The 18,714-nt window shown below is 73.4% G+C and carries 19 protein-coding genes and 1 pseudogene; 4 read left to right on the forward strand and 16 right to left on the reverse strand.

The window, feature by feature from the left end; translation table 11 throughout:
• Positions 1-68: 68 nt before the first annotated feature.
• From metZ to apaG, 3 genes and pseudogenes are all read left to right on the forward strand, one after another.
• Positions 69-1,259: pseudogene (metZ, locus tag ACK8OX_RS09255) on the forward strand (O-succinylhomoserine sulfhydrylase); the annotation flags it as partial.
• Positions 1,260-1,476: 217 nt separating this feature from the next.
• The gene (locus ACK8OX_RS09260; protein ID WP_430663729.1) at positions 1,477-2,085 is read left to right on the forward strand and encodes a LysE family translocator; all 609 of its coding nucleotides are present in this window, start codon (positions 1,477-1,479) and stop codon (positions 2,083-2,085) included.
• Between the two features lie 57 nt (positions 2,086-2,142).
• Positions 2,143-2,550: a Co2+/Mg2+ efflux protein ApaG gene (gene apaG / locus ACK8OX_RS09265; protein ID WP_430663731.1), complete on the forward strand. Its 408-nt coding sequence runs from the start codon at positions 2,143-2,145 to the stop codon at positions 2,548-2,550.
• A 6-nt stretch (positions 2,551-2,556) separates the two neighbouring features.
• Here the strand turns inward: apaG and ACK8OX_RS09270 are convergent, their stop codons facing one another.
• From ACK8OX_RS09270 to ACK8OX_RS09330, 13 genes are read right to left on the reverse strand one after another with little or no spacing between them, the layout of a single operon-like run.
• Positions 2,557-3,117 (reverse strand): DUF2585 family protein, encoded by a 561-nt coding sequence (locus ACK8OX_RS09270; RefSeq protein ID WP_430663732.1) that lies wholly within the window; start codon positions 3,115-3,117, stop codon positions 2,557-2,559.
• Complete coding sequence (locus ACK8OX_RS09275; RefSeq protein WP_430663733.1) at positions 3,114-4,139, reverse strand: cobalamin-independent methionine synthase II family protein; 1,026 nt, start codon at positions 4,137-4,139, stop codon at positions 3,114-3,116. Before ACK8OX_RS09275 ends, ACK8OX_RS09270 begins: the two co-directional genes overlap by 4 nt.
• Positions 4,136-5,128, reverse strand: coding sequence for an ABC transporter substrate-binding protein (locus ACK8OX_RS09280; RefSeq protein ID WP_430663734.1), 993 nt, complete (start codon positions 5,126-5,128; stop codon positions 4,136-4,138). Before ACK8OX_RS09280 ends, ACK8OX_RS09275 begins: the two co-directional genes overlap by 4 nt.
• 19 nt (positions 5,129-5,147) lie before the next feature.
• Positions 5,148-5,951 (reverse strand): ABC transporter ATP-binding protein, encoded by an 804-nt coding sequence (locus ACK8OX_RS09285; RefSeq protein ID WP_430663735.1) that lies wholly within the window; start codon positions 5,949-5,951, stop codon positions 5,148-5,150.
• Positions 5,935-6,684 carry an ABC transporter permease gene (locus tag ACK8OX_RS09290; RefSeq protein ID WP_430663736.1) on the reverse strand — a complete coding sequence of 250 codons (750 nt, stop codon included), beginning with the start codon at positions 6,682-6,684 and terminating at the stop codon, positions 5,935-5,937. The genes ACK8OX_RS09285 and ACK8OX_RS09290 overlap by 17 nt, the downstream gene beginning before the upstream one ends.
• 9 nt (positions 6,685-6,693) lie before the next feature.
• Positions 6,694-7,659: a Bug family tripartite tricarboxylate transporter substrate binding protein gene (locus ACK8OX_RS09295; RefSeq protein WP_430663737.1), complete on the reverse strand. Its 966-nt coding sequence runs from the start codon at positions 7,657-7,659 to the stop codon at positions 6,694-6,696.
• Positions 7,660-7,673: 14 nt separating this feature from the next.
• The gene (locus ACK8OX_RS09300) at positions 7,674-8,672 is read right to left on the reverse strand and encodes a Bug family tripartite tricarboxylate transporter substrate binding protein (RefSeq protein ID WP_430663738.1); all 999 of its coding nucleotides are present in this window, start codon (positions 8,670-8,672) and stop codon (positions 7,674-7,676) included.
• Complete coding sequence (locus ACK8OX_RS09305) at positions 8,669-9,478, reverse strand: sugar phosphate isomerase/epimerase family protein (RefSeq protein ID WP_430663739.1); 810 nt, start codon at positions 9,476-9,478, stop codon at positions 8,669-8,671. The genes ACK8OX_RS09300 and ACK8OX_RS09305 overlap by 4 nt, the downstream gene beginning before the upstream one ends.
• The gene (locus ACK8OX_RS09310; RefSeq protein ID WP_430663740.1) at positions 9,478-10,653 is read right to left on the reverse strand and encodes a dihydrodipicolinate synthase family protein; all 1,176 of its coding nucleotides are present in this window, start codon (positions 10,651-10,653) and stop codon (positions 9,478-9,480) included. Before ACK8OX_RS09310 ends, ACK8OX_RS09305 begins: the two co-directional genes overlap by 1 nt.
• Positions 10,654-10,657: 4 nt before the next feature.
• Positions 10,658-11,812: a Gfo/Idh/MocA family protein gene (locus ACK8OX_RS09315; protein ID WP_430663741.1), complete on the reverse strand. Its 1,155-nt coding sequence runs from the start codon at positions 11,810-11,812 to the stop codon at positions 10,658-10,660.
• A 14-nt stretch (positions 11,813-11,826) separates the two neighbouring features.
• Positions 11,827-12,873, reverse strand: coding sequence for a dihydrodipicolinate synthase family protein (locus tag ACK8OX_RS09320; RefSeq protein WP_430663742.1), 1,047 nt, complete (start codon positions 12,871-12,873; stop codon positions 11,827-11,829).
• A gap of 53 nt (positions 12,874-12,926) precedes the next feature.
• Positions 12,927-13,565, reverse strand: coding sequence for a TetR family transcriptional regulator (locus ACK8OX_RS09325; RefSeq protein WP_430663743.1), 639 nt, complete (start codon positions 13,563-13,565; stop codon positions 12,927-12,929).
• A complete protein-coding gene (locus tag ACK8OX_RS09330; RefSeq protein ID WP_430663744.1) occupies positions 13,552-14,577 on the reverse strand; it encodes an NAD-dependent epimerase/dehydratase family protein in 1,026 nt (341 codons plus the stop codon). The genes ACK8OX_RS09325 and ACK8OX_RS09330 overlap by 14 nt, the downstream gene beginning before the upstream one ends.
• An 86-nt stretch (positions 14,578-14,663) precedes the next feature.
• Between ACK8OX_RS09330 and ACK8OX_RS09335 the strand changes: the two genes are divergently transcribed.
• Positions 14,664-15,605: an SMP-30/gluconolactonase/LRE family protein gene (locus tag ACK8OX_RS09335; RefSeq protein WP_430663745.1), complete on the forward strand. Its 942-nt coding sequence runs from the start codon at positions 14,664-14,666 to the stop codon at positions 15,603-15,605.
• 14 nt (positions 15,606-15,619) lie between these two features.
• On the opposite strand, the gene ACK8OX_RS09340 is transcribed toward ACK8OX_RS09335, so the two are convergent.
• The 3 genes from ACK8OX_RS09340 to ACK8OX_RS09350 form a co-directional block, all read right to left on the reverse strand.
• Positions 15,620-16,792 carry a hypothetical protein gene (locus ACK8OX_RS09340; protein ID WP_430663746.1) on the reverse strand — a complete coding sequence of 391 codons (1,173 nt, stop codon included), beginning with the start codon at positions 16,790-16,792 and terminating at the stop codon, positions 15,620-15,622.
• Complete coding sequence (gene glpK, locus ACK8OX_RS09345; protein WP_430663747.1) at positions 16,789-18,285, reverse strand: glycerol kinase GlpK; 1,497 nt, start codon at positions 18,283-18,285, stop codon at positions 16,789-16,791. The genes ACK8OX_RS09340 and glpK overlap by 4 nt, the downstream gene beginning before the upstream one ends.
• A partial coding sequence (locus ACK8OX_RS09350) for a hypothetical protein (protein ID WP_430663748.1) occupies positions 18,285-18,714 on the reverse strand: 430 nt, incomplete at its 5' end. The genes glpK and ACK8OX_RS09350, both read right to left, overlap by 1 nt.

Below are 18,714 nucleotides of genomic sequence, written 5' to 3' on the forward strand. Positions count from 1 at the left end.
CGCGGCTGCGCCCGCCCTCCCCCGGTCGGGGCCGGACGCCACGTTCACTGCGCGTCGAAGGTATCCCCATGGCCAAGTCCCTGCCGCCCCGCCCGCTCCGTCCCGCCACGCTGCTGGTCCGCGGCGGGCAGATGCGCACCGACCAGGACGAGACAGCCGAGGCGCTCTTCCTCACCTCCGGCTTCGTCTATGACAGCGCCGGACAGGCGGAGGCGACCTTCCTCGGCACCGCGAAGCACTACCAGTATTCGCGCTTCGGCAACCCGACGCTCACCATGCTCGAGGACCGGCTTGCCGCGTTGGAAGGCGCCGAGGCCTGCCGCCTGATGGCGACCGGGATGGCGGCCGTCCATGCCTCCATGCTGTCCCACCTCAAGGCCGGGGACCGCGTGGTGGCCAGCCGCGCGCTGTTCGGGTCCTGCCACTGGATCGTCTCCACCCTGCTGCCGCGCTACGGCATCTCGGCGGAGTTCGTGGATGGCGGCGACCTCGGCCAGTGGAAGGCGGCGCTGTCGCGGCCGGCGAACCTGGTGCTGCTGGAGACGCCGTCGAACCCGATGCTGGAGATGGTGGATCTCGGCGCGGTCTGCGACATGGCGCATGCCGCGGGCGCGATCGTGGTGGTGGACAACGTCTTCGCGACGCCGCTGCTGCAGAAGCCCATGCAGTTCGGCGCCGATGTCGTGGTCTATTCCTGCACCAAGCACATGGACGGCCAGGGCCGCGTGCTGGGGGGCGCGGTGCTGGGGCGGAAGAAGTGGGTGGACGAGGTGCTGCAGCCCTTCGTGCGCAACACCGGCCCGGCGATGAGCCCCTTCAACGCCTGGGTCATCCTGAAGGGGCTGGAGACGCTGCACCTGCGCCTGCCCGCCATGTGCCGCAGCGCCCATGCGGTGGCGGACTTCCTCGCCGAACGCAGCGAGATCGCGCGCGTGCTCTATCCCTTCCGCGTCGACCACCCGCAGCATGCGCTCGCCAAGGCGCAGATGGCGGCCGGCGGCAGCCTGGTGACCTTCGACGTGAAGGGCGGCAAGGAGGAGGCGTTCCGCTTCCTGGACGCGCTGCGGCTGATCGACGTGTCCAACAACCTCGGCGACGCCAAGTCGCTGGTGACGCACCCCGCCACCACCACCCACATGCGCGTCGGCGCGGAGGAGCGCGCGCGGCTCGGCATCACCGACGGCACGGTGCGGCTCTCGGTCGGGCTCGAGGATGTGGCGGACCTGATCGCCGACCTGTCGGAGGCGCTGGACGCCATCGCCCCCGCAGCCCCGCCGACCCGGCGCGTGGTCCTGCCGGTGGAGCCGGTGCCGCCCGCCCCGGCGGCCGAGCCGGAGCCGGCCGCCAAGCCGAAGCGCGGCAAGGCCAGGGCCGAGCCGAAGGCGGAACCGAAGCCCCCCGCGGCGCCCGACGCGACGCTGTTCGAACTGACCGCGCCGCTGCCCGAAGCGCCGCGCCGCAAGGGCTGAGCCGGCGGTGGACCCCGCCGCCTGGCTCACCTTCTGCGCGGCGGCGGCCGCGCTGGTGATGATCCCAGGGCCGACCATCATGCTGGTGATCGGCCAGAGCCTGGGCGGCGGCGCGCGCAACGCGCTGCCGCTGGCGGCGGGCGTCGCGGCCGGCGACATGGCGGCGATGACGCTGTCGCTCGCCGGGCTCGGCGCGGTGCTCGCGGCCTCCTCGGCGCTGTTCGGCGCGCTGCAATGGGTGGGGGCGGCCTATCTCGTCTGGCTTGGCCTGCGCATGTGGCGCGCACCCGTGACGGTGGAGGCGGCGCCGCCCCTGCCGCCGGCGCGGGCGATGCGGCAGGCCTTCGTCGTCACCGCGCTCAACCCGAAGGGCATCGTCTTCTTCGTGGCCTTCGTGCCGCAGTTCATCGACCCCGGCCGCGGCTTCGCCGGGCAGGCGGCAATCCTGGTCGCCACCTTCTGCACCCTCGCCGCGTTGAACGCCTTCGGCTACGCGATGCTGGCCGGGCGCCTGTCGGGGGCGGTGCGGCGGCCGGCGGTGCGGCGCGCGCTCAACCGGCTGGGCGGGGCGGTGCTGGTAGGCGCCGGCCTGGCGGTTGCGCTGCGCCGCGCCTGAGCGGCCTTGATGCCGCCACCGGCGCGGCCGAGACTGCCGGCGGATGAGGATGCGCCCATGCCCGACGACTACAGCGCCACCACCCGCGACATCCGCGTCTCCGTGCGCGCCTTCTACCTGGCCGACCAGTCCGAGCCGGAGCGCAGCCACTTCGTCTGGGCCTACCGCGTCTCCATCCGCAATGGCGGCCGGCAGGCGGTGCAGCTGCTGAAGCGCACCTGGATGATCACCGACGGGCTGGGCCGCACCCAGCAGGTCCATGGCGAGGGCGTGGTGGGCGAGCAGCCGGTGATCGAGCCGGGGCAGAGCTTCGAATACACCTCCGGCACGCCGCTGCAGACGCCGTCGGGCTTCATGCGCGGGCTCTACCACATGGTGGTCGCCGCCACCGGCGAGCCCTTCGACGTGACGATCCCCGCCTTCAGCCTGGACAGCCCGCACCAGCCGACCAGCCGCGTGCACTGAGGGGCGCTACCCGCCCGCCTGCCAGGCGCGCACCGCCTCGAGCGGCCAGAGCAGCATCAGCACGTTCAACGCCAGGTTGTCGCGGATCGCCCAGCCCACGCCGATCTCGAAGGCCAGGGCCAGCGCCACCGTCGCCCAGGCCGGCAGCCGCGCGGCGAGGGCGAAGCCCGCCAGCATCCAGCCGATGTCGGAGACGGAATTGACGACGCTGTCGCCGAAATAGTCGAGCGCGATGGTGGCTTCCCGGTAGCGCCGGATCACCGCATCCGTGTTCTCGGCGATCTCCCACGCCGCCTCCGCCAGCGTCGCGATCGCGGCGCGCGGCCAGAGGCCGAGCCGCCCGGCGAGGAGGTGCAGCACCGCGTAGAACAGGAAGCCGTGGGTGACGTGGGACGGCGTGTACCAGTCGATCAGGTGCTGCGAGTTCTCCGCGCTCGCCACCTGCCAGTGCCAGGGCCTGACGTAGCCGCAGGTGCAGATCGGCACCCGGCCCATCGCCAGCAGCACCGCCGCGGTGGCCGCGACGATGCCGAGGATGACGAGGAGCCAGGCGCCGCGCCGCGTCACGCCGCCTGCTTCGCCGCGCGGCCCTCGTACAGGTCGCGCCCGGCCACCAGGGCGCGGATCTTGGCGTCCGCGATGCTGCGCTTCAGCATCCAGAAGCCGCAATCCGGGTGGATGTAGCGCACGCGGCCGGGGCCGATCACGCGTTCCGCCCGCTCGATCGCGCGCGCGATGTCGTCGGCGCTCTCGACGTCCGTGCGCTTGATGTCCACCACGCCGAGGCCCATGCCGATCCCGGGCCGAAGCTCCCTGAAGACGGCCAGCTCCTCGGCCGGGCGGTGGGCGTTCTCCATCACGATGTGGTCGGCCTGCAGTGCGTTGAGGTAGCCCATCAGCCGGTCCCAGCCGCCGCGCTGGATGCTCTGCCCGCCATAGTTGCCGAAGCAGAGATGCACGGCGGCCTTGCCCTTCACCGCGCGCAGCACGCGGTTGATGGCCTCCGCCGCCCAGGGCGCCTCGTCGGGGCTGCCGGGCAGGTTCGCCTCGTCCACCTGCACCACCGCGGCGTCGCAATGTGCCACCTGTTCGGCCAGCACGTCGGCGATGGCGAAGGCCACCTTCTCCACGCTGCCGCCGTAGTGGCGGTCGATCAGCGTCTTGGCCAGCATGTGCGGCCCGGTGACGGTGAACTTCAGCGGCTTCCGCGCGAGGCGGGCGGCGCGGGTGCAGGCCGCCGGCAGGTCCAGCGTGCCGTGCCCGATCGGCCCGTCCACCACGCCGGGCGGGCGCATGCGGAAGGCCATGCCGCGCTGCGCGCGATAGGCCAGCACCTCCTCGAAGGTGGCGTCGTTGCGGATGCCGGACATGGGGCGGGTGAAATACTCGATCATCCCGTTGGTCTCGGGATGGTTGACGTCGAAGCGGTACAGCTCTCCGTCGCAGACCAGGTCGATGCCGGCGGCTTCCTGGGTGGCGATGACGACGCGCGTGGCATCCGCCAGCGCCGTCTCGGACGGCAGGGCGACGAGCCAGTCGGGCGTCGGGTAGCTGCCGACGGTGGTGGTCTGGATGCGTGGCGTGCTCATCGTGCGGCGGCCCGGTGCGAAGGGATGGCGGGGTCGAGCAGGTCGTTGGTGAAGACCTGCGCGGGCTGCATCTCCGGCGCGTTGAAGGCGGTGCGCACGCCATCGATGGTCTGCTGCATCCGCGCCGCGTCCATGCCGCCCAGCGCGCGTCCGCCCGCCGGGTCGTCCTGCATCAGTTCCGCCACCAGCCGCCAGGACACGGCGAGGTCCTCCACGCTCGTCGCCGCCGGGCCGGCCACGGCGGCGACGCAGGGCGCGGGGTTCGTCAGGCAGGCCTGGTAGGCGCGCTGGGTGGTGCGGATGAAGCGCCGCGCCGCATCCGGGTTGGCGCGCATCCAGGGGCCGTTGAGGAAGAAGGCGTTGCCGTAGGGGTTGAAGCCGATGTCGCGCGTCAGGACGAAGCCCAGGTCCTCGCCGAAGGTGCGTTCGTAGATGTAGTGGACGTTGTAGAAATGCGTCGTCGCCTCGATCGCGCCGGATTGCAGGGACGCGACCTTGGCTTCCGGCGCGATGTTCACCCAGGTGACCTCGTTGGGCTGGATGCCGACGGCGCGGGCGATCATCGGCCACATCACGCGGGCTGCGTCGGCCGGTGGCGCGCCGAAGCGGCGGCCGCGGAAGTCCTGCGGGCCGCGGATGCCGGAGCTGCGGCGCCAGTAGATGCCGTAGGGCGACTGGGCATAGATCATCATGCCCGCGACGAGGTCCGCGCCCTGCCCGCGCGCCTGCAGCGCCGCCGGCGTGTCCACGATGCCCGCCTGCGCCTGGCCCGACCCGGTGCGCTGCGCCGCGAAGCCCGAACCGCGGCCGTTCTCGATGGTGAGCGCGATGCCGGCGTCGCGGTACATGTTCTGCTGCTGCGCCCAGTAGAGCGGCGCGTGGTCCGCACCCGGCAGCCAGTTCAGCACCAGCGTCACGCGGTCCTGCGCCGCGGCGGGCGCGGCGAGGCCGAGCGCCGCGGCGGCGGCGAGCATCATCCTGCGGATCATCGTCCCGTTTCCTTCCCCGTCATGTCATGCCCAGCCTTTCGTAGACACGGCGCGCGAGCGCGCCGAATTCCGGCGTGTTGCGGACGGCAAGCTCCCGCGGTTCCGGCAGGTCCACGGCGAAGAAATCCGCCATCCGCGCCGGCCCGGCCGTGAGCACCGCGACCCGCGTCGCGCAGAACACGGCTTCCTGCACGCCATGCGTCACCAGCACGACCGTCTTGCGGCTGGCGGCCCAGATGCGGCGAAGCTCCAGGTTCATCCGCTCGCGCGTCAGCGCGTCGAGCGCGCCGAAGGGCTCGTCCAGCAGCACCAGCTTCGGGTCATGGACCAGCGCGCGCGCCAGGCTGACGCGCTGCTGCATGCCGCCCGACAGCTCGTAGGGGTATTTGCCCTCGGTGCCGGCCAGCCCGACCAGCGCCAGCAGGTCGCGCGCGCGGTCGCGGGCGGCGGCCATGGGCAGGCCCAGGATCTCGGCCGGCAGCAGCACGTTGTCCAGCACGCGGCGCCATTTCAGCAGCAGCGGCTGCTGGAAGGCGACGCCGATGTCGCGCCCGGGGTCGAAGCCGGCATCGCCGATCCGCAGCTGCCCGGCATCGTGCCCGTGCAGCCCGGCCAGGATCTTGAGCAGCGTGGACTTGCCGCAGCCCGACGGCCCGACCAGCGCCAGCAATTCCCCTTCCGCGACGTCGAAGGTCACGTCGCCGATCGCCACCGTCTCCCGCCCGCCCGCGCGATAGGTCTTGGCGACGCCGCGAAGGCTGAGGAAGGGCGGCGCCGCATCGGCCCCGCGGGGCGCGAGGAGGGGGTCAGCCGAGGCGCGCATCTTCGGTCACCACCGCGCGTTCCAGCGCCACCACCGCGGCATAGATCGCGACGCCCACCAGGGTGATCAGGATCAGCGCCATCACCATCGCCGGCGTGTCGAGCGTGCCCTGCGCCGCCATCATCACGAAGCCCAGCCCCGCCTCGCTGCCGATGAACTCGCCCACCACCGTCCCGGCGATGGCCAGCACGGCCGCCACCCGCATGCCGCTGAACAGGTAGGGCAGGGAGGAGGGGAGCTGGATCTTGCGGAAGACCTGCCAGCGCGTGGCGCGCACGGTGCGCACCAGGTCCAGCAGCTCCGGCTCCACCTCCGCCAGGCCCCGCGCGGTGGTGATGACGATGGGAAAGAAGGAGATGACGAAGGTGATGGCGATGTTCGGCACCAGCCCGTAGCCGAGCCAGACGATGAACAGCGGCGCCAGCGCGACCTTCGGGACCAGGTTCAGCGTCACCAGCAGCGGCATCAGCGCGCGCCGCAGCGCGGCCGACCAGGTGAAGACCACGGCGAGCGCCACGCCCACGACCACCGCCAGGATGAAGCCGCCGAAAGCCTGCGCCGCCGTCATCAGCAGGTGGCGCGGCCAGTCGATCTGCGGGGCGGAGAGCGCGCGCAGCGTCTCCAGCGGGCCCGGCAGGATGAAGCGCGGCACGCCGCCCCATGTCGTCGCCCAGGCCCACAGCCCCAGCACCGCGAGATGCGCGAGGATGGCGGGGCCGTGGCGACGCAGCATCACGGCCCGTCAGCTCACCGTGATGCGGCCGTCGCGCACGACGCGGCCCCATTTCTGGTTCTCGGCGCGGATGAAGGCGGCCAGCTCCTCGGGCGTGGAGAAGGCGGGGTCGGCGCCTGCGGCGGACATGCGGCTGCGCACCGCGGGCTGGGTCATCGCCTCCCGCACCGCGGCGGCAAGGCGCGCGACGGCCGGCGCGGGCGTGCCGGCCGGCGCCATCACCGCGCCCCAGGACGTGGCCTGCGCGCCGGGCAGCCCGGCTTCCGCCACCGTCGGCACGTCCGGCAGCAGGGCGTGGCGCGCCGTGCCGGTGACCGCCAGCGCGCGGATGCGGCCGTCGCGGATCTGGCCGATGGAGCCGGCGATCTGGTCCACCAGGACCTGCACGTTGCCCGCCATCAGGTCGTTCATCGCCTGGCTCGACCCGCGATAGGGCACATGCGTCAGCTCGATCCCGGCGGCGAGGCGGAACAGCTCGGTCGCGACATGTGTCGTCGTGCCGGCGCCGGAGGAGGCGTAGTTCAGCGCGCCGGGCTGCGCCTTCGCCAGCGCGATCAGTTCCGGCAGGGTGCGCGCCGGGACGTTGTTGGCGACGCTGATCACCAGGTCCGAGGCGAAGGCCATCGAGACGGGCGCGAGGTCGCGCTCCACGTTGAAGGGCATGGTCGCGTAGAGATGCGGCGCGATGGCCAGCAGGCCGGTCGCGCCCATCAGCAGGGAATGGCCGTCGGGCGCGCTGCGGGCCACGTTCTCCGCGCCGATGAAGCCGGCCGAGCCGGTGCGGTTCTCCACCACCACCGGCTGGCCCAGCGTCTCTCCCATGCGTTCGGCGAGGATGCGCGCCGCGACGTCGGTGCTGCCGCCGGCCGCGAAGGGCACCACCAGCCGCACCGGGCGGGCCGGCGCCCAGGCGGGCTGGGCGGCGGCGGCGGCGGGCAGCAGCAGGGCGGAGGCGAGCAGCGTGCGGCGATTCATGGGGCGGGTCCTTCTCAGTTGACGGTGATGCGGGCCTCGCGCACCACGCGGCCCCATTTCTCCGTCTCGGCCCGCATCGTCGCAGCCAGTTCGGCCGGCGTCGAGGACACCGCATCCGCCCCCGCCGCCGCCAGGCGCTGCTGCACGCCGGGCTCGGCCAGCGCCTCCCGGATCACGGCGGCCAGCCGCTCCACCGCCGGCGCCGGCGTGCCGGCGGGCGCCATCACCGCGCCCCAGGAGGTCGCCTGTGCGTCCGGCAGGCCGATCTCGGCCATCGTCGGCAGGTCCGGCAGCACGGCGGACCGGCGCGGCCCGGTCACCGCCAGCGCGCGCACGCGGCCGGACTGGATCATCGACAGCGCGGAGGGAAGCTGGTCCAGCATCACCTGCACGTTGCCCGCCACCGTGTCGTTCAGCGCCGGCGCGCTGCCGCGGTAGGGAACGTGCTGCATCTCCACCCGGGCGGCCAGCTTGAACAGTTCCGGCACCAGGTGGGTGGAGCTGCCGTTGCCGCCCGATCCGTAGGACAGCTGCCCCGGCCGGGCGCGCAGCAGCGCCAGGAAGTCCTGCGCCGTCTGCGCGGGGACCGAGGGGTGGACGATCAGCACATGGTCCGTCGCGAAAGCCATGGAGATGCCGGCCAGGTCGGTCGCCGGGTTGAAGCCCATGTTGGTGTAGAGATGCGGGTTGATGGTCAGCGTGCCCGTCGTGCCCATCAGGATCGAATGGCCGTCCGGCGCGCTGCGGACCACGTTCTCCACGCCCACGTTCCCGCCCGCGCCGGTGCGGTTCTCCACCGTCACCGGCTGGCCGAGCTTCTCCTGCATGCGTTCGGCCAGCACGCGCGCCACCACGTCGGTCGCGCCGCCCGGCGGGAAGGGCACGACGAAGCGGAGCGGGCGGGCCGGCGCCCAGCCCTGCGCGCGCGCCGCGGCGGGCGCGGCCAGCGCGGCGGCGAGCAGCGTGCGGCGCGTGGTGCGGATCATCGTCGTCTTCTCCCGGTTCGTGGTCACACCGCGGTCTCGTGCCGCTGTTTCAGCAGGGGCAGGACCGCCTCGGGGTCCTGCTGCCACCAGTGCCGCGAGAGGATCTCCACCTCCGCGAAGCCGCCGGCATAGCCCGCCCCTTCCACCATGGCGCGGATGGCGGGGATGTCGATCACGCCCTCGCCGGGGATCCCGCGGTCGAGGACGGTGTCGGTGGTCGGCACCTTCCAGTCGCAGACATGGAAGGCCGCGATCCGGCTGCCCGCGCGCGCCACCTGCCGCGCCAGGTCCGGGTCCCACCAGACATGGTAGACGTCGAGCGCGACGCCCGCCCCCGCACCCAGCCCGTCGCAGAGGTCGAGCGCCTGGCCCAGCGTGGACAGCACGCTGCGGTCCGCGCAGGTCATCGGGTGCAGCGGCTCGAGCGCGATGGTCACGCCGGCCGCGCGCGCCTCCTCCATGATGGCGTGCAGGCCGTCACGCACCATCGCCCGCGCGCCCGGCAGGTCCTTCGAACCGGGCGGCAGACCACCGCAGACCATCACCAGGCAGCGCGCGCCGAGCGCGTGGGCCTCCGCGATGGCGCGCCGGTTGTCCTCGATCGCGGCCGCGCGGCCGGCGGCGTCGGCGGCGGGGAACATGCCGCCGCGGCACAATCCGGTGACGGTGAGGCCGGCGTCGCGGATGCGCCGCGCCGCGGCCTCCACCCCCATCGCGTGCAGCACGTCCCGCCAGGGGGAGATGCCGGGGATGCCGTGGCGCGCGCAGCCCTCGATGCAGTCGGCGAGGCCCCAGCGTTCCTTGACCGTGACGGTGTTGAGGGAAAGCCGCATCACGCCACGCCGTGCACCGCGAGCAGGCTTCGCATGCGGCCGGCCGCCATTTCCGGGTCGCGCAGCAGGCCGGCGCGGTCGGCCAGGCGGAACAGCTCGCTGAAGTGGCGGATGCTGCGGGCGCTCTGCTGCCCGCCCACCATGGTGAAGTGGTCCTGGTGGCCGTTCAGCCAGGCCATGAAGACCACGCCCGTCTTGTAGAAACGGGTCGGCGCCCTGAAGATGTGGCGGCTGAGCGGCACGGTCGGCGCCAGGATGTCGTGGAAGGTGGCCAGGTCGTTGCGCTGCAGCGACGCCAGCGCGCCCCCCACCGCCGGCGCGATCGGATCGAAGATGCCGAGAAGGGCGTCCGAATACCCGTGCTCGTCCCCCGCGATCAGCTCGGCGTAGTTGAAGTCGTCGCCGGTGTACATCCGCACGCGGCCATCGCCCCCCTTCTGCGGCAGGCGGCGGCGCATCGCGATCTCCTTCCTGTCGTCGAGGAGGCTGATCTTCACGCCGTCCACCTTGCCGGCATGGGCGTGGATCACCGCCAGCGCCGTCTCCATCGCCGCCATATGGTCGTGGCTGCCCCAGTAGCCTTCCAGCGCGGGGTCGAACATCTCGCCCAGCCAGTGGATGATGACCGGCTGCTTCACCTGGGACAGGATGCGCGCATAGACGCGTTCGTAGTCGGCCGGCGACCGCGCGGCCTTCGCCAGGGCGCGCGAGGCCATCAGGATGATGCGGCCGCCCATCGCCTCGATCGCCTCGCACTGCTCCTCATAGGCGCGGATGACGTCGTCCACCGTGACGTCGGGGCCGGGGGCGAGGTGGTCGGTCCCCGCCCCGCTGGCCATCACCGCGCCCGGCACGTCCTTCATGGCGTCGAGCGAGCGGCGGATCAGTTCCTGCGCCGCCGCCCAGTCGAGCCCCATGCCGCGCTGCGCCGTGTCCATCGCCTCCGCCACGCCGAGGCCGAGGGACCACAGGTGCCGCCGGAAGGCGATGGTGCGGTCCCAATCCATCTTCGCATCCAGCCAGGGGTCCTGTTCGGCCAGCGGGTCGGCCACCACATGCGCCGCCGCCAGCGCCACGCGCGGGAAGGGCGGGGTCGCCTTCGGGAAGTCGCGCGGCGCGCTGGTGGCGAAGGCTTCCAGCCTGCCTTCGGCGTTCGGCAGCGTGATGGTGGGCATGGCGTCAGACCTCCAGCTTCGGCAGGTCGATCCAGCGGCGCTCGGCCCAGGACCGCAGCCCGGCTTCCGCCAGCTGCACGCCCTTGGCGCCTGCCAGCAGGTCCCAGGGGTAGCTCTGCACCTCGCCTGCCAGGTAGCGGAAGAACAGTTCCCACTGCACGCGGAAGCCGTTGGGATAGGGCTGCGTGTCCGGCACCTCCTGCCAGCCCTGGTAGAAATCGATCGGCTGCGGGATGTCGGGGTTCCAGACCGGCTTCGGCGTGTTCACGCGGCTCTGCGTCCAGCACTTCTGCAGCCCCGCCACGGCCGAGCCATGCGTGCCGTCCACCTGGAAGGTGACGAGGTCGTCGCGGCGCACGCGCGTGACCCAGCTGGAATTGATGTGCGCCACCACGCCGCCGGCAAGCTGGAAGGTGGCATAGGCGGCGTCGTCGGTGTCGGCGTCATACGCCTTGCCCTGTTCGTCGTGGCGCACCGGGATGTGCGTGGCGCCGAGGCAGGACACCGCCTCCACCTCGCCGAACAGGTTGTCCAGCACGTAGCGCCAGTGGCAGAGCATGTCGAGGATGATGCCCCCGCCTTCGGCCTTCTTGTAGTTCCAGGACGGGCGCTGCGTCGGCTGCAGGTCGCCCTCGAACACCCAGTAGCCGAATTCCCCCTTCACCGAGCAGATGCGGCCGAGGAAGCCGCTGTCGATCACCATCTTCAGCTTGCGCAGGCCCGGCAGGAACAGCTTGTCCTGCACCACGCCCGCCTTGATGCCCTTCCGCTTCGCCAGCCGCGCGACCGCCATCGCGTCCTCCAGGCTGTCGGCGGTCGGCTTCTCGCAGTAGACGTGCTTCCCGGCCTCGATCGCCTTCGTCAGCAGCCCCGCGCGCAGCTGCGTCGTCGCCGCGTCGAAGAAAAGCTCGTCCTTCGGGTCGGCCAGGCAGGCATCGAGGTCGGTCGAGACGCGCGCGATGCCGTGCGCGCGGGCCAGCGCCTCCAGCTTCTCGCGGTTGCGGCCGACCAGGACCGGGTCGGGCATCACGCGGTCCCCGTTCGCCAGGGGCACCCCGCCATCCTTGCGGATCGCCGCGATGGACCGGATCAGGTGCTGGTTCATCCCCATCCGGCCGGTGACGCCGTTCATGATGAGGCCGATGCGGCGTTCCGCCATGGTCTTCGGTATCCCTAGGAAAGCCAGGTGTTCAGGTTGGCGCGGACGAAGTCGTCATCCGTCAGATCGGGGTAGCGCAGCGCGGCGGCGGAGATCAGCTCCGCCTGGCCGGGCGACAGCCCTTCCTTCGGGTCGAGGCACCAGGTGCCCTCCAGCAGGCCCTGCCGGCGCAGCACCTCGTGGCAGCCCGCGATCACGCCATGGAAGCCGTTCGCCACGTCGAAGACCACGGCATTCATCTCCGTCACCTGCGCGTCGAGCGCCAGCAGGCCGGGCGTCGCGGCGGCGCCGCGGCAGCGCGCATGCAGCCCGACCGCGGCCCGCGTCCAGACGCTCCAGTGGCCGAGCAGCCCGCCGAGGATGCGCAGCGGCGCCTCGCAGCCCGGGGCACGGATCGCGAAGGGCGTCAGCAGGTCGCCCACGATGTGGTCGTCATTGCCGGTGTAGAGCGTCACGCGCCCCGCCGCGCCGGCCTCCGCCACGCCGCGCAGCACGTCGAGCGTGGCGTAGCGGTTGAAGGGCGCGATCTTGATGGCGACCACGTTGTCGATCCCGCAGAACCGCTTCCAGAAGGAAGCCGGCAGCGGCAGGCCGCCCACCGCGGGCTGGAGGTAGAAGCCGACCAGCGGCATCTCCTCCGCCACCGCGCGGCAATGGGCGATGATCTCGTCCTCCCCCGCGCCCTTCCAGGCCGCGAGGCTCAGCAGCACCGCGTGGTAGCCCAGCGCGCGGGCCAGCCGCGCCTCCCTCACCGCCTGGTCGGTGCGGCCGATGGCGCCGGCGACCAGCACCACCGGCTGCCCTCCCTCGGCCGCGGCTTCCGCCGCGATGCGCAGCACCGGCTCGAACAGGCCGACATCGCGGATGGCGAATTGCGTGGTGTGGACGCCGACGGCAAGCCCGCCCGCGCCGGCCGCGAGGTAGTAGCGGGACAGCGCCTTCTGCCGGCGCGCGTCCATCTCCCGCCGCGCGTTCAGCGCCAGCGGATGGGCCGGGATCGCGCAGCCGTCGCGCAGGCGGCTCAGCACGCCGTTGGGCCAGTCCTGCCAGCGCAGACCCACGCCAGTCCTCCCAGGTAACCGTTCGGTTACCTAAGCCCGGCGCCGCCGCGCGGTCAAGGTCGCAGGTAGCCCAGCACCACCTCGGCGACATGCGCCTCGCGCGCCGCGATCGCGGCCTCGGTGTCGAGCGCGGTGCCGAAGATGGTGGACAGCGTGTGCCGGTTCGCCACGTAGAAGTGACCGAGCGCGAGGATGGAGATGTAGAGCTGCATCGGGTCCACCCCGGCGCGGAAGGCGCCCGTCGCCTCGCCGCGGGCCAGCACGCTGCGGATCGCCTCCAGGATGGGGGAGTAGAGCGCCGGCACCTGTTCCGACCGGCGCAGATAGGCGGCGCGGTGCAGGTTCTCCTGGTTGAGCAGGGCGACGAAGTCCGGGTGGCGGCTCGTGTAGCGCAGGTTGAAGGCGACCAGCCGCGCCATGGCCTGCGCCGGCGGCAGGCTGTCCACCTCCACCCCGCGCTCCTCCTCGCGCTTGGCGGCATAGGCGCGTTCCAGCACCGTCAGCCACAATTCCTCCTTGCTGCCGAAATGCGCGTAGAGCATGCGCTTGTTGGCGCCGGCGCGGGCCGCGATCTCGTCCACCCGGCTGCCGGCCAGTCCCTTCTCGGCGAATTCCGCCAACGCGGCGTCGAGGATGCGCTGGCGGGTCGCGGCGGCGCGCGGCGACAGGGTGCCTGGGTCAGAACCTCCCATCCCGCACCTCGAACTTGGTGGGCTTGCCGAGCGCGCGGCCGCCGCGCGCCACCCACTCCGCCACCCAGTCCACCATCGTCAGCAGCGGCACGGTCGGGTAGCCGAAGGTCGCGAAGGCGCGCGCCGCGTTGGACAGCAGGGCGGCCGCCGCCTCCTCCCCCTCGAAGACGGGCACGCGGTCCATCCGCGCGGCGAACTGCCGCGCCAGCCAGCGGACCGAGACCGTCTCCGGCCCCGTCACGTTCAGGATGGGGCAGGCCGCATCCGCCCGTGCCAGGGCGCGCAGCGTCCAGGCATTGGCGTCCCCCTGCCAGATGACATTGGCATGGCCCATCGCCAGCGGCACCGGCGTTCCGGCCCAGACCTTCGCCGCGACGTCGTGCAGCACGCCGTAGCGCAGGTCGATCGCGTAGTTCAGCCGGATGCCGAAGCAGCGCGTGCCGCGGGATGCGGCGGCGTGCTGGAAGGCGCGTTCGCGGCCGAGGCAACTGGCCGCATAGTCGCCTATCGGCGCGGGCGCGGCGTCCTCGTCCGGCGCGGGGCCGTTCACGGGCCACATCGGCAGGACGTTGCCGGTCGAGAAGAACACGATGCGCGACGCGGCATAGCGCGCGGCCACGCGGGCCGGCAGCTGCACGTTCATCGCCCAGGTCAGCGCCTCGTTCCCCGTGCTGCCGAACTTGCGCGCGGCCATGAAGACCACGTTCGGCGCATCCGGCAGCGCGGCCAGCGCCGCGTCGTCCAGCAGGTCGGCCGACAGGCACTCGATCCCCCAGCCCTGCATCCTCTCCCGCAGGCCCGGCTCGCTCCATCGCGCCACCGCGACGACGCGCCGCGCGGGGTCGGCCCGCTTCGCCATGCGGCAGAGCGTCGGGCCCATCTTGCCCGCCGCGCCCAGCACCAGGATGTCGCCCGGCGCGGCGGCGAGGTCCGCCACCAGCGCCGGGTCCGGGCGCGTCATCACCTCCTCCAGCTCCGTCTCGTCGGCGATGCGCGCGGGCCAGCCGGCCATGTTCCCCTCCTGGCGTGTTCGGGGCAGCATGCGGCGGGGCCGGGCCTTTCGCCAAGCCGGCCCGACCCTGGGGGAGATCGAACGCCATGACCTGGCAGCAGAGCCTGCGCTACCCGGACCCCGCGATCCGCGCCCTCGACCCGTCCTTCCGGCGCTACCACCTGCCGCTGAGCGCGGTGGAGCGGCTGTGGACCGGCGGCCGCTGGGGCGAGGGGCCGGTCTGGCTCGGCGACCAGCGCGTGCTGCTGTGGTCCGACATCCCGAACGACCGCGTGCTGCGGTGGGAGGAGGAGACGGGCAACGTCTCCGTCTTCCGCAAGCCGTCGAACAACGCCAATGGCCACACGCGCGACCGCCAGGGCCGCGTCATCGCCTGCGAGCATCTGGGGCGCCGGGTGATACGCCACGAATACGACGGGTCGGTCACGGTGCTGGCGGACAGCTTCCAGGGCCGGCGGCTGAACAGCCCGAACGACGTGGTGGTGAAGTCCGACGGCAGCATCTGGTTCACCGACCCGCCCTTCGGCATCGGCGGCTACTACGAGGGCGAGAGGCACGCGCCCGAACTGCCGCACACCAATGTCTACCGCATCGACGGCGCGACGGGCGCCGTCACGCTGGTGGCGGACGACATCAACCATCCGAACGGGCTCGCCTTCAGCCCGGACGAGGGGATCCTCTACGTCGTCGAGAGCCGCGCGGAGCCGCGCAACATCCTCGCCTACGACGTGGACGGCGCGCGGCTGCGCAACCGCCGCACCTTCATCGCCTGCGCCGCGGGGGAGACGCCGGACGGCTTCCGCGTGGACGTGGACGGCAACCTGTGGTGCGGCTGGGGGATGGGCGGGCCGGGGCTGGACGGGGTGAAGGTGTTCAACGCCGCGGGCGCGCCGATCGGCTTCATCGACCTGCCGGAGCGTTGCGCCAATGTCTGCTTCGGCGGGCGCCACCGCAACCGCCTGTTCATGGCCGCCGCGCAGTCGCTCTATTCGCTCTACGTCAACACCCAGGGCGCGCCGGGGGGGTGATCCGGGCGGGCGGGTCAGCCCGCCAGCGCCTCCCGCAGGGCCAGCCCCAGCGGCACCAGGTCGGCCTCCGCCAGCGCCAGCGGGTTCACCACCAGCACGCCGTCCCGCAGCCGGCCCTGGTTCACATGCACCGCCGGGTCGCGCGCGCGCAGCCGCGCTTCCGCGGCATGGGCCGCCGCGGCGTCCGCGCAGCGGACCAGCAGCAGCGGCACCGGGCCGTCGGCAATCTCCCCGCCGCCGCCCATCGCGGCCCGCACCGCGGCGAGCCGCGCGCGCAGCCGCGCGGCGCGGGCCGCATCGCCTTCCGCCACGAAGCGCCGCAGCGCGACCAGCAGGCCCGCGACTTCCTCCTTCCCCGCCTTGCAGGCGCGGCCGATGCCGTGCTGCGGCAGCCAGGGCAGCGCGGCATTGCCGGCGAATTCCGGCGGCAGGCGGAACTGCCCCTCCGGCAGGTCGAGGTCGAGCATCTGCAGCAGGGCCGAGGCGACGAGGTCGCGCCGCCCGGCGAGGATGCCGCTGGCCTGCGGCCCGCCGATGGCCTTGCCGCCGGAGAAGCAGACGAGGTCCGCGCCCTCATCCAGGAAGTGGCGCAGGTTCGCCGCCGGCGGCAGCTGCGCCGCCGCGTCCACCAGCACCGGCACGCCCGCCGCATGCGCCACGCGCACCACATCGGCCAGGGGCGGCTCGCTCCATGGCTGCGCCACCCACAGCACGCCGGCGGTGCGCGGCCCGATCGCGGCGGCGAGTTCGGCGGCGGAGGCATCGCGCACGCCCGCGCCGCTGAAGCGGTCGGGGATGCCGACCTCGACGATGCGCGCCCCGGCCACGCGCAGCGCGCGGTCGTACATGTTGCGCTGGCTGCGGGCCATGACGAATTCGTCCGGCGCCGGGCCGCCCGGCAGCGCGTCCATCGCGCCGATGTCGAGCCGCGCGCGGCAGGCCGCCGCGCCGAGCAGCAGCGCCGCCCCGGCGCCGGAGGTGACGATCCCCGCCTCCGCCCCCGTCGCCTGCGCGATCGCGCGCGACGCCGCGGCCTGGAGCGCCGGCATCTCCACGCAGGCCGCGGCCGCCTCCGCCATCGCCGCCGTCACCTCGGGGTGCATCATGCCGCCGGACAGGCGCGTGCCGGTGCCCGCCGCGTTGATGATGCGCGGGACGCCGAGCGCGGCGTAGATGCCCGCGCTCATCGCGTCAGCACGCGCCGCACCGCGTCCTTCCACAGGGCGTGGCGCCGGTCGGCCTCGGCCCGCGGCATGGCCGGCGCGAAGCGGCGCTCCAGCCGCCAATGCGCCACCTCCGGCCCCGGCGGCGGCAGCAGCCCGGCCTGCAGCCCGGCCAGGTAGGCGGCGCCGAGCGCCGTCGTCTCCCGCACCGCAGGCCGGTCCACCGGCGCGCCGAGCAGGTCGGCCAGGCACTGCATCGTCCAGTCGGACGCCACCATGCCGCCATCGACGCGCAGCACGCGCGGCGCGCTGCCCGGCGCGGCCTGCCAGTCGGCCTCCATCGCCTCGACCAGGTCGCGGGTCTGGAAGGCCACGCTCTCCAGCGCCGCGCGCGCGATCTCGGCCGGCCCCGTGCCGCGCGTCAGGCCGAGGATGGCGCCCCGCGCGTCCGCATCCCAGTAGGGCGCGCCGAGCCCGACGAAGGCCGGCACGAAGACCACCTGCTGCGACGGGTCGGCCTGCCGCGCCAGATCGTCGCTCTCGGCCGCGTCGGCGATCAGCCGCAGCCCGTCGCGCAGCCACTGCACGGCCGCGCCGGCGATGAAGATGGCGCCTTCCAGCGCATAGACCCGCCGCCCGCCGAGCTGCCAGGCCAGCGTCGTCAGCAGCCGGTTGCGGGACGGGACGAAGCTGTCCCCCGTGTTCAGCAGCGCGAAGCAGCCGGTGCCGTAGGTGGACTTCACCATCCCCGGCGCGAAGCAGGCCTGGCCGAGCATCGCCGCGTGCTGGTCGCCGGCCATGCCGCGGACCGGCACGGCGGCGCCGAGCAGCGCGGCATCGGTCGTGCCGAATTCGGCGGCGCAGTCGCGCACCTCCGGCAGGATGCCGCGGGGGATGCGGAACAGCCGCAGCAGATCCTCGTCCCATTCGCCGCGGCGGATGTCGAACAGCATGGTGCGCCCGGCATTGGTCGCGTCCGTCGCATGCACGCGCCCGCCGGTCAGGCGCCACAGCAGGAAGCTGTCCACCGTCCCGAAGGCGAGCGTGCCGCGTTCCGCCGCGGCGCGGGCGCCGGCGACGTTGTCCAGCAGCCAGGCCAGCTTGGTGGCGGAGAAGTAGGGGTCGCAGAGCAGTCCCGTGCGCTCCGCGATCAGCGCCTGCGCGCCTTCCTCCGCCAGCCGCGCGCAATGCGCCGCGGTGCGGCGGTCCTGCCAGACGATGGCGCGGTGCAGCGCGCGGCCGGTCGCGCGGTCCCACAGCAGCGCCGTCTCGCGCTGGTTGGTGATGCCGATGCCGCCGAGGTCGGCGGCCGCGACGCCGCCCCGCGCCAGCGCGCCGCGCAGCACCGCCAGCGTCGCCCCCCAGATCTCCTCCGGCTCGTGCTCGACCCATCCGGGGGACGGGTAGTGCTGCGCCAGCGCGACCTGTTCCGTCGCCAGCGGCGCCAGGTCCGGCCCGTGCAGGATGGCGCGCGTCGATGTCGTCCCCTGGTCGAGCGCGAGCAAGGCTCCCCGCATCACCCTCTCCTCCACAGCAATGCGGCGGCCAGCGCCACCGCCAGCACCGGCGCGGCCAGCGCCTCCGCCCCCGACCATGCCGTGCCGCGCGGCAGGACCGCCGCCGCGGCCTGGACCGCCGCCAGCAGCAGCAGCGGCGGCAGCGCCCATGCCGGCCCGGCGCGGTCCGCGATGGCCGCCACCAGCGCCGCCAGCACCGGCACGAAGCCGGCGCCGAGCATCGCCAGCCGGAAGGACCACAGCGCCTCCGGCGGGATCAGCCCGGCGGCCACCGGCGCGCCTTCCACCATCAGCCCCAGCAGCACCGCCGCCGCGCCCAGCAGCAGCAGCGCCGCGCCAAGCCGCGCGGCGGAGCCGCGGGGCCCGGCCGCCACGACACCGAGCCCCGGCAGCGCGACCAGCAGCGCCAGCAGCGGCACCGCCGGCGCC

It is taken from the genome of Falsiroseomonas sp. CW058, assembly GCF_050563535.1.
Classification (GTDB): domain Bacteria; phylum Pseudomonadota; class Alphaproteobacteria; order Acetobacterales; family Acetobacteraceae; genus Falsiroseomonas.

What these genes read in the sequence shown, in the direction of transcription:
- ACK8OX_RS09315 (WP_430663741.1), bottom strand. Translation starts at nt 11,812, where the DNA reads ATGGCGGAACGCCGCATCGGCCTCATCATGAACGGCGTCACCGGCCGG.
- ACK8OX_RS09325 (WP_430663743.1), bottom strand. Translation starts at nt 13,565, where the DNA reads ATGGGAGGTTCTGACCCAGGCACCCTGTCGCCGCGCGCCGCCGCGACC.
- glpK (WP_430663747.1), bottom strand. Translation starts at nt 18,285, where the DNA reads ATGCGGGGAGCCTTGCTCGCGCTCGACCAGGGGACGACATCGACGCGC.
- ACK8OX_RS09330 (WP_430663744.1), bottom strand. Translation starts at nt 14,577, where the DNA reads ATGGCCGGCTGGCCCGCGCGCATCGCCGACGAGACGGAGCTGGAGGAG.
- ACK8OX_RS09295 (WP_430663737.1), bottom strand. Translation starts at nt 7,659, where the DNA reads ATGAATCGCCGCACGCTGCTCGCCTCCGCCCTGCTGCTGCCCGCCGCC.
- ACK8OX_RS09340 (WP_430663746.1), bottom strand. Translation starts at nt 16,792, where the DNA reads ATGAGCGCGGGCATCTACGCCGCGCTCGGCGTCCCGCGCATCATCAAC.
- ACK8OX_RS09280 (WP_430663734.1), bottom strand. Translation starts at nt 5,128, where the DNA reads ATGATCCGCAGGATGATGCTCGCCGCCGCCGCGGCGCTCGGCCTCGCC.
- ACK8OX_RS09310 (WP_430663740.1), bottom strand. Translation starts at nt 10,653, where the DNA reads ATGCCCACCATCACGCTGCCGAACGCCGAAGGCAGGCTGGAAGCCTTC.
- ACK8OX_RS09275 (WP_430663733.1), bottom strand. Translation starts at nt 4,139, where the DNA reads ATGAGCACGCCACGCATCCAGACCACCACCGTCGGCAGCTACCCGACG.
- ACK8OX_RS09290 (WP_430663736.1), bottom strand. Translation starts at nt 6,684, where the DNA reads ATGCTGCGTCGCCACGGCCCCGCCATCCTCGCGCATCTCGCGGTGCTG.
- ACK8OX_RS09305 (WP_430663739.1), bottom strand. Translation starts at nt 9,478, where the DNA reads ATGCGGCTTTCCCTCAACACCGTCACGGTCAAGGAACGCTGGGGCCTC.
- ACK8OX_RS09335 (WP_430663745.1), top strand. Translation starts at nt 14,664, where the DNA reads ATGACCTGGCAGCAGAGCCTGCGCTACCCGGACCCCGCGATCCGCGCC.
- apaG (WP_430663731.1), top strand. Translation starts at nt 2,143, where the DNA reads ATGCCCGACGACTACAGCGCCACCACCCGCGACATCCGCGTCTCCGTG.
- ACK8OX_RS09285 (WP_430663735.1), bottom strand. Translation starts at nt 5,951, where the DNA reads ATGCGCGCCTCGGCTGACCCCCTCCTCGCGCCCCGCGGGGCCGATGCG.